This window comes from Sulfurimonas sp. (assembly GCF_016744025.1).
Classification (GTDB): Bacteria; Campylobacterota; Campylobacteria; order Campylobacterales; family Sulfurimonadaceae; genus Sulfurimonas.
Genome location: NZ_JADGFC010000096.1, coordinates 1 through 10,432, shown reverse-complemented (window position 1 = coordinate 10,432; position 10,432 = coordinate 1). Strand labels below are relative to the sequence as shown.

Annotated in this window: 6 protein-coding genes; all 6 read left to right on the top strand. The window is 32.4% G+C overall.

Annotated features, from left to right (window positions below):
* Positions 1-453: 453 nt before the first annotated feature.
* The 6 genes from QZZ48_RS11795 to QZZ48_RS11770 all read left to right on the top strand — a co-directional run bounded on the left by QZZ48_RS11795 (position 454) and on the right by QZZ48_RS11770 (position 10,370).
* Positions 454-1,662, top strand: a complete 1,209-nt coding sequence (locus QZZ48_RS11795) for an OprD family outer membrane porin (protein ID WP_294966049.1) — start codon at positions 454-456, stop codon at positions 1,660-1,662.
* A gap of 351 nt (positions 1,663-2,013) precedes the next feature.
* Complete coding sequence (locus QZZ48_RS11790; RefSeq protein ID WP_294966047.1) at positions 2,014-2,532, top strand: hypothetical protein; 519 nt, start codon at positions 2,014-2,016, stop codon at positions 2,530-2,532.
* Positions 2,533-2,705: 173 nt separating this feature from the next.
* Positions 2,706-3,998, top strand: coding sequence for a thiolase family protein (locus QZZ48_RS11785; protein WP_294966046.1), 1,293 nt, complete (start codon positions 2,706-2,708; stop codon positions 3,996-3,998).
* The gene (locus tag QZZ48_RS11780; protein ID WP_294966044.1) at positions 3,995-6,112 is read left to right on the top strand and encodes a 3-hydroxyacyl-CoA dehydrogenase NAD-binding domain-containing protein; all 2,118 of its coding nucleotides are present in this window, start codon (positions 3,995-3,997) and stop codon (positions 6,110-6,112) included. The genes QZZ48_RS11785 and QZZ48_RS11780 overlap by 4 nt, the downstream gene beginning before the upstream one ends.
* Positions 6,112-8,277 carry an acyl-CoA dehydrogenase gene (locus QZZ48_RS11775; RefSeq protein ID WP_294966042.1) on the top strand — a complete coding sequence of 722 codons (2,166 nt, stop codon included), beginning with the start codon at positions 6,112-6,114 and terminating at the stop codon, positions 8,275-8,277. Before QZZ48_RS11780 ends, QZZ48_RS11775 begins: the two co-directional genes overlap by 1 nt.
* On the top strand, positions 8,274-10,370 hold the full coding sequence (locus QZZ48_RS11770) for an alpha/beta fold hydrolase (protein WP_294966040.1): 2,097 nt from the start codon (positions 8,274-8,276) through the stop codon (positions 10,368-10,370). The genes QZZ48_RS11775 and QZZ48_RS11770 overlap by 4 nt, the downstream gene beginning before the upstream one ends.
* Positions 10,371-10,432 lie beyond the last annotated feature (62 nt).

Here is a 10,432-nt window from a genome sequence, read left to right as displayed (position 1 = left end):
ATATAAGCTTATATTAACTGTCACACTTCTCTTAAAAAAATAAATAAAATATACATTTAGTTACTATACTATAAATATGCTCCTCATTTATGCACTTTAAACAATGATTTATTAATAAAATACTTTTTAATTAGATGAAAAAATAGGATTCTTTAAAGAAGGAAAGTCTAAATATTTTTATTTACCTATTTATGATTTGATGTTAAAAAAGTCATATAAATTTATCTTAATCTGTGATATATGTAATACACAGTATATTTTTTTATCTCATATATATTAGAATGTTTTTTAATAATATAAGTTATAGTTTGTTTATTTAATTATTAAAATTTTCTTTAGTCCGATTGTTAATTTAAAAATTAAAAGCTTTTTATAATGAAGGCTTCACTATACTGACACGTCAAGAAAAATAAAAGTTCATAAATGAACTTCATTATACTACAAGGAAAGAAAATGAAACTACTTAAATTATCGATGGTTGCTATGATGGCAATGGGGACAGCATCATTTGCAGCAGACATGAAAACAGCAGATACTCTAGCAGAAGCTTTTGCAAACGGAAAAACTTCTGGTGAGCTTAAAGCTTATTACTTTAGTGAAGATGAAGGAGCAGAAAATGCTTCAGATACTACTGAAACTATTACTGTTTTAGGTGTTAAACTAGACTATAAAACAGCTAAATTTTATGGTTTTAATGCAGATTTAGGTTTTCAATCTTCTCATACACAATACTCAAATGCTGACTCTGAAACTAGATTCAAAAAAGATATGGACGCTGATGGAGCTGTTCTTTCTTCTGCAAGTCTTTCTTATGCAATGGCTAAGAGTTCAGTTAAAGTAGGTCGTCAATATATTAATATGCCACTACTTGCTGGTTCTGGATCACGTGTGATCAGACAAGCATTTCAAGGTGCTACTGCAGTAAGTAAAGATATCAAAGATACAACTCTTATGGGTGCTTATGTAACTAGATACCAAGCTAGAACAGATCTTGCTGGTGGTGTAGGTACATTTGATGATTTAGGAACTGATACAGATTACGCTTATGCAGTTGCTGTTGAAAATAAATCTTTCGCTGGTACAACACTTGGTTTAGCTTATGCAACAGAAGAAAATTCTAGAACATTAGTATATGCTGAAGCTAAGTATGTTGGTAAAGCAGATAAGATTGGTTATAACGTATCTGGACAGTATAATAACACTGACTATGATGCTTCTGCAACAAAAGATGCTAGTTTTTATGGTATCAAAGTTGGTGGTTCAATTAGTGACTTTAATGCATATATAGCTTATGCCGGAGTACAAGATGGAAAAGCACAGTATCAAGTTACTGGTGCTGCAGGTAAAGCAGGAACTATTTATACTTCAAGAATTATGAATGCTGGTACATATAATGAGTCAACACAATATGCTGCAAATCTTGGATATATGAATAAGAACCTTGGTGTAACAGTTAAAGCTCGTTATGTATCAATTGATTTTAAAAATGATACTGTTAAAGAGGGTGACAAATCTGATGTATTTAGTTTACAAGGTGCATATGCATTTTCTGGTGCTCTAAAAGGTTTAGGTGCAAGTCTTACTTATGAGAATGAAGAAGTTAAAAATAAAGCTTCAACAGATAAAAATAATCTTTGGGCAAAAGCAACATACAAATTCTAGAGTATAAATAGTTTCAAAATGAAACATATTTAAACTTCTTTAGAAATAAATAGAGCTTTACATGTAAAAGTGTAAATCTCTATCTTCTCAAAATCTTTTTTAAAAACCCCTATTATCTTTGCTCAATTAAATTATTATTTTCTTTCTGTAATTAAAACAATTATTTCTTTTGCTAAAAGCTAAAAGATAGAACTAGTTGCATAGTATGTAGAAAATAAAGAGATATACAATATTTTAAATGAACTAGATGTAGAATATTTACAAGGTTATTATTTCTGCAAACCTGATGTTTTATAATAAAGTGATAATACTAAAACTAATGTGCTACAATTCTCTTAAATAAGGACTATCATGAAAGAAAAACATAAAATAAGTAATTACCCAAGTAAAAATAAAAAAACTGAAACTTATAAACTTGATGACACATTTGTAACAAAGCATTTTTATAATGCTAAAGATGCATACGTAAAAGAGTTGATTAATGAAAAAGATGGAATTAAAGAAGTTAAACATTTTACAGACAGAGGTGTTCTGGCAAAGATAGAACATTTTGTAGAAGATAAAAGACATGGACTTGAGACAAAATATATAATCTCTAAAGCAAATGAAAGTGTTAAAAGCACTAAAATGTATGAAAATGCAAAATTACATGGTGAGAATATAACTTACAATGAAAATGCTCAAATAATTAAACATGAAGTATTTGCAGAGGGAAAAGTTGCAATAAAATACTTGCGCAAAGATGTTGATAGTACTGAAATAACTAATGTAGAGATTATCAATAAAGAGTATATAGAGAAACTTCCAACAATAGAATTAGAAAAACTACAAGCTTATAAAGAGAGTAATCCAGAGTATTTCATAGATTGATTTAACTCTGAGTCTATATCTTTCTCCTCGCATCTAAAACTACAAAACCATACATATTATTTAACAAAATGATAAAGCTAATATTAATATGAATGGGGTTATAGTAATAAATACTTAAGAACATTATTTTAAATTAAACATTTTAAGAAGATACTTTTATGTGGAGTGTAGAAATGAAAAATGAAAGAATAGCTATTTTATCAGGGCTTAGAACGCCCATGGCAAAGGCTGGTGGTAAGTTTAAAGAGTTGCAGGCTGATACTCTAGGTGCAAGGCTGATTAGAGAGTTGATGATGAACTCTCCAATAGGTTTTGATGAGGTTGATGAAGTTATCATCGGAAATGTCTCTCAGCCTATTCATGCTGCAAATATTGCAAGAGTAATCTCACTTCGTGCAGGATTCCCTGAGTCTACTCCTGCTATGACAGTAAATAGAAACTGCTCATCAGGAATGCAGTCTATAACAAGTGCTGCTTCTAAGATTTACGCTAATGAAGGTAAAGTATATCTTTGTGGTGGTGTTGAGTCAATGAGTAACATCCCCTTTATATACAATAAAAAAATGACATCTCTTTTTGTACAACTCTCAAGATCAAGGACATACTTAGATAGAGCAAGAACAATACTTGGTTTTCGCCCAACATTCTTAAAACCAATAGTCGGTCTTATGTCTGGACTTACAGATCCTGTAAGTGGACTAATGATGGGTTCAACCGCAGAAATCCTTGTAAGAGATTTTGGTATTAGCAGAGAAGAGCAAGATGAGTACTCGATTCAAAGTCATGAAAAAGCACTCAAAGCAAAAAAGAGTGGTCGCTTTGATCAAGAAATCACACCCTTAGTATATGATGAAGTTCATGGCAAGTTTTTAGACCATGATGATGGTATACGAGAAGGACTGACTCTTAAAAAACTAGCTAGACTCAGACCATTTTTTGATAAGAAAAATGGAACTATAACAGCAGCAAACTCTTCTCAGGTAACAGATGCAGCCGCGGCTGTAATTTTGATGTCAGAGAGTGAAGCAAAAAAAAGAGGTCTCAAACCTCTTGGGTTTTTAAGAGAGTACAGTTATCAAGGACTTGAGCCAAAACGAATGGGACTAGGTCCTGTTTTTGCCACACATGACCTTCTTTTAAAAACTGGACTTAGTATGAAAGATATGGATTTGATAGAGATAAATGAAGCCTTTGCTTCTCAGGTAATTGCTTGTCAAAAAGCCTTTGCATCTAAGGCATTTGCAAAAACACACTTTGGAGATGATGAAGCTATTGGTGAGATAAATCCTGATATTTTAAATGTAAATGGAGGTAGTATAGCTCTTGGTCACCCAGTTGGTATGACAGGAACAAGGTTGATTATTACACTTTTACATGAGCTGAAAAATCGTGGCTTGCAAAGAGGTTTAGCGACTCTTTGTATTGGTGGCGGTCAAGGTGCAGCTCTACTCTTGGAGGCAGAATGATGAAATACTTTAAATTTGAAAAAAATGATAATGGAATTGCTACTCTAATCTTTGATACTCCAAAGAGTAATGCAAATGTTTTCTCAAGTAAGTCTATGTTTGAACTAGAAATACAAATAGAAAAACTTGCCCAAGATAAAGATATGCAAGCACTATTTATTCAAAGTGCAAAAAAAGATATCTTTATAGCTGGAGCAGATATAACAGAGATAAAAACTGCTTATGATGAACAAAGTGTAAGTACTTTTATTAAACAAGGACAAGAACTATTTAACAAAATTGAGAACCTTCCTTTTGCTACTATTGCAGTTATTGATGGAGCATGTTTAGGTGGTGGACTTGAGATGGCACTTGCTTGTAGATATAGAATAGCAACTACAGATGCACATACAAAGATAGGACTTCCTGAGGTAAATCTGGGTCTTATACCAGGATTTGGTGGAACTCAAAGACTTTATTCACTTATAGGTTATGCAAAAGCTATGGAATTGATTCTTGGTGCGAAACAACTCAAAGGTGAAAAAGCACTAAAGCTTGGTTTGGTAGATGCCTGTGTTCCGAGTGGTTACTTGGATTTTAAAAAAGAAGAGTATGTAAAAGGGATACTAGAGGATACTCTAGATGCTAAGATTCAAGGAAATCGAAAGGGTATAAAATGGTATGAGTATATTTCATTCATCAGAAATATAATAGACTCTATGGCAAAGAAAAAAGTTATGGCTAAAACTGCAGGGCATTATCCTGCACCCCTTGTTGTACTTGAAGTAATGCAAAGTACTTTTTTAAAACCTCTGCAAGAGGGTTTAGAAATAGAAAGAGAAGCCGAAGTCAAACTTGCTCTTACTCCTGTTAGTAAAAACCTTATCGAGCTTTTTTTAATCTCTGAGGAGTTAAAACGTGATTCATTTAGCAAAGCCAAACCAAAAGATATAAAATACTCTAGCGTCGTTGGTACGGGAGTTATGGGAAGTGGAATTGCATGGGCAATGAATCATAAAGATATAGACGTTCGTTTAAAAGTTAGAAGTTATGAAAGTGCGGCAAAAAGTATTCAAAACATACGAAAAATATATGATGGAATTATTAAACGCCGTCGTTTAACTATTAGAGAAGTAGATTTGAAAATGGACAAAGTCTCTTTTACTAAAGAGTATAAAGGCTTTGAGAATATGGACTTTTTACTCGAAGCTGTAAGTGAGAATCAAACTTTAAAAGACGAGGTTTATTCTGAGTTTGAAGAGGTTTTGGCACCTGATAGCATCATAGCAAGTAATACTTCTTCTATATCTATATCTCTTTTAGCAAAAACATTAAAGTACCCAAATCGTTTTGTAGGTATGCACTTTTTTAACCCAGTAAATCGTATGCCATTGGTAGAGATAATAGCTGGAGAAAAAACAGATGATAAAACTGTAGCAACAGTTGTAAACTTAGCAAAAAAACTAGGTAAAACACCTATAAAGATTAAAGACTCAGCTGGATTTTTAGTCAATAGAATCCTTCTTCCATATCTTCAAGAAGCAGTTATGATGTTTGAAGAGGGTGTAGACTTACAAAACATAGACAAGTCTCTTTTAGAATTTGGAATGCCTATGGGACCTTTTACTCTCATAGATACGGTTGGTGTTGATGTTGGAGCTAATGTTTCAGTTATTTTAAACAATTCCTACGGCGATAGGATAAAACCTTCAACTCTTATGCAAAATATGGTTGATAAAGGCTTTTTAGGCAAAAAAACTAAAAAAGGATTTTATGATTATAGTTCTAAAGAACTTCTTTTAAACCCAGATATACCAAGAGAAAATAGTGAAGTGATTGGGATGAGTAGTGAGGATATAGTTCAAAGAGCTATGTTGATTATGATAAATGAAGCGAGTAGATGTTTAGAAGAAAATGTAGTAGATAATGCAAGGTACTTAGATATGGCTATGGTTATGGGAACAGGTTTTCCAGCGTTTCGAGGTGGAGTTATGCGTTATGCAGATGAGATAGGTATAACAAAAATAGTAGATGCATTAAATGAACTTAGTGCTACTTATGGAGATAGATTTACTCCATCTGAGCTTTTAATAAATATGAAAAAAAATAATGAAACTTTTTACGGAGGTGCATAATGAGCTCTTTTAAAAACAAACGAATAAAGTACTTTACAAGACCACTATTTAATATGATTAAGTCTAAAGGATTATTACCTACTATCTCTGAGACAGAAAAGACAGCTTTAACTGCTGGTGATGTTTGGATAGAGGGTGAGCTTTTTGGCGGTAAACCTGATTTTAAAAAGATATTTAAATATCCATATCCTAAACTAACAGATGAAGAGAAAACCTTTTTAGATACTAAAGTAGAAAAAGTTTGTTCTATGGCAATAGACTGGGAAATATTTCAAAATAGAGATTTGCCACAAGATGTATGGACGTATCTAAAAGAAGAGAAATTCTTTGGAATGATAATCCCTAAAGAGTTTGGTGGTTTAGGTTTTAGTGCATATGCTCATAGTTGTGTGATAGAAAAACTTGTCTCACACTCTCAGGTTTTGGCAATTACGGTAATGGTACCAAACTCACTTGGACCTGCAGAACTTTTACTTCATTATGGAAAACAAGAACAAAAAGATTATTATTTACCTAGACTTGCAGACGGTAGAGAAGTCCCATGTTTTGCTCTAACTGAGCCAGATGTTGGTAGTGACGCTGCATCTATAAAGTCTTATGGTGAGCTTTTTAAAGATGATGATGGTGCATTAAAAATAAAACTACAGTTTGAAAAAAGATATATTACTCTAGGCTCTATTGCTAGTGTTATTGGTTTAGCATTTAGTTTAAGAGACCCACAAAATCTTCTTGGAAAAGGAGAAGAGTTAGGCATCACATGTGCATTGGTAGACTCTAAAAAAGATGGAGTAGATCAGAGTAAAAGACATGATCCTTTAAATGTTCCATTTGTAAATGCACCTCTTTTAGGAGTTGATGTTATTATTGGTATTGATGATATTATCGGAGCAGAGGAGGGCATTGGTCAGGGTTGGTCAATGCTTATGGAGTCTCTTGCAGTTGGTCGCGGAATCTCACTTCCTTCTACTAGCTCAGGTGGTAGTAAACTAGCAACTTTAGTTGCATCTGTTTATAGCTCGGTTCGTTATCAGTTTGGACTATCTATCTCAAAGTTTGAGGGAATATCTGAAGTTGTTGGACGTTTAGCTGCAAGTACATATATGCTTGACGCTGCAAAAACTTTTACTCTTGGTGCTATAGATGCAGGAGCAAAACCAGCGGTTGCAAATGCTATCATGAAGTACCAAAGTACAGAGATGTTTCGTAAAAATGTACTAGATGCAATGGATATACAAGGTGGAGCAGCCATAAGTAGAGGTCCGAAAAATCTTTTGGCACACGCATACTTTGGTGTTCCTATCGGTATTACTGTTGAAGGTGCTAATATAATGACTCGTTCTTTGATACAGTTTGGTCAAGGAATCATTAGATGCCATCCATATATCTATCCACAGGTAGAGGCACTCCAAAATGGTGATGTTGAATCCTTTGATACTCTGTTTTTCTCACACACAAAACATGTCCTTAGAAATGCAATGCTTTGCTTCTTCCTTGGAATTACAAGAGGATATCTACATCAAAATGTAGATAGTTCTAAGACAAGAAGATATGAGCAAAAATTATCATGGGCATCTGCTAAGTTTGCTTTTTTAAGTGATTTAGCACTTGTTTTAATGGGACCTGCTTTAAAAAGACGAGAGTCTATATCTGGAAGATTTGGAGATATTTTATCTCATATGTATATGATGAGTGCTACTTTAAAAAGATATAAGCATGATGGTTATTTAAAAGAAGACGAGGCAATTCTTAGAGTTGTAATGGAAAATGGCTTTTGTAAAATTGATGAAGCCTTTATAGGCATATATGCAAATATTTCTAAAGCTCCTCTGTCTTGGTTGTTTAAGTTAAAAATATTATTAGTTAAGTTAAATCCTATGGGAACTTCTATTAAAGATAAAGATTTACAATATATCGCACACCTTATGAGTACAAACAAAGATATAAGAGGACGAATATGCTCAAATGTATATGAAAGCACAAGAGTTAAAGAGTTACTAAATGCATCTGAGGCAATCATAAATGTACAAGAAGCCTTTGCTAAGGAGAAAAAACTTGGAAAAGATTCTCTTAGTGAGGATGAAAAAGTGTTGATTAAGATAGCTAGAGAGATGCAAGACATTGTTGTTTCAGTAGACTCTTTTAGTAAAGAAGAATATTTTAGATGATTAGATTTGTTTTATTAATATCCAAATATATTATCTCAGGATTAATAAGACTCTTTAACGTAGATATCACTCACAGTGGAAAACTACCTGATAAAGGGTCTGTCCTTATCATTTCAAATCATTTTACTCGTTTTGAGACATTTATAGTGCCATATATACTTTTTGCAAAATACAATCATGCGGGTCGTTCTTTAGGTCATGACTCTATATTTGTGGGACTTCTTGGGAAGTATATGGAGTTAGCAGGTTCTGTCTCTGTAAAAAATAAAATCAAAAACCGTATTATATTAGATGATTTGGTTTCAGGTGATTCTGACTGGATTATATACCCTGAGGGGAATATGATTAAAAATAAATTAATAACTCTTGATAATAAGGATAATTTAAATATTAATACTAAATCTGGAACTCATAAAATGTATACTGGTTCTGCAGTTTTAGCACTTAAAGCAGAGATATTAAGAAGTAAAATGAATAATGTAGACAAAGATATACATGTACAAATTGTTCCATTATCTATCACTTACAATCATATCCGTCCTGGTGAAAATAGACTTTTACAATGGATAGATAAGTATTTAAATTTAAGAGGTACACATTTTTTCGAAGAGTTAGAGATAGAAATAAATCTACTGAGAAAATCAAACATGCATCTGCATTTTGCAAAACCTATATCTGTAGGTAAGTATGTAAGTAAGTTTTTAAAAGAGAATAAAGACTCTTTAGATGATGAAGAGCTTGTAAATGATTTTATAGACAAACAAAGAAAAGTTCTTATAAACGATGTTATGAAGAAAGTTTACGAAAATGTAAAAATAAACTTTGACCATATTTTTATCCTCTCACTTGTAACAATGCCAACTATAAAAGTATGTCCAAGTTATTTAAAAAGTTTGATATACAAAAATGCTAGATCACTTGAATATATGAAAAATCTAAATATACATTCTGAATTAAAAGATGACCTTTTTCCTTTACTATTAGAGAGTAATTTTGTTCCCTTTATCTCAGCACTAAGGTTAGCTCAGATGCAACAGATTCTTTATAAAGATAGTGAGGGTGATTATCTATTTGACAGAATCTTACTTGAAAAAGAGTATGACTTTGACAAGGTAAGAGTTAAAAATACCTTACAGGTTATACTAAATGAGATAAAACTACAAAAAGAAATTTCTGATATTGCTTATATGAACGCTAGATTTTCTCAAAAAGATTTAGAGCTTGATAATTTTAACTATTTAAAAGATAAAGAGTTTAAAATATTTGAAAAAGAATACCATACCTACCATAATGCTTTACCTATAAAAAATAATCCTGCCTCTCCTAAAATCTTTTATAACTCAAAATATACTAAAGGTCTTGTTTTCTCTCATGGTTACATGGCTTCACCACAAGAAGCTATGGGATTGGCAGAGTATCTATTTGCAAGAGGCATAAATGTATATCTTCCAAGATTAAGAGGACACGGGACTGACCCTATCGCTTTAAAAAGTGTTAGTTCAAAAGATTGGGAGTATGACTTTAAACGTGCAGTTACGGCAATGAGTCAAGTTTGTCAAAAGGTTTTTATAGGAGGATTCTCTACTGGAGGATTATTAGCCCTTTTACATGCAGCTGAACACAAGGTTGATGGTATCATAGTAATTAACTCAGCCCTAAGATTAAATAATTTACGTGTTAGTTATGTAGTTCCAACCCTGCATGTATTTAATGAGATGATATCAAAGCTTAACGAAAAAGGTATTGTAGAGTGGGTGGAAAATGAGAGTGAAAATCCTGAGATTAGTTACTCCAAACATCCACTAAACTCAATTGCTCAGATGGAAAAACTAATGACTAAGTCAGATTCCGAGCTTAAGAAGATCAAAGACCCTATCCTTGTAATTCAAGGAGATAAAGACCCAATAGTTAATCCAAAGAGTGCTCAGTTTATATATAATGGTGTAAAATCAAAAATGAAAAAGCAACTTTTACTTCCAAGAGATAATCACTCTATTATACTTGGAGAGGGTGAAGAAGAAATTTTTGCAAGTATTTACCACTTTATAAAAGATTTTAAATCGCCAATTCTAAAATCAAGTGCAATTTTTTGAAAGTAAGTTGAAAGATAGGATTAATCGATAATCTGCTAATCTTATTCGACCAAAAACAAAGA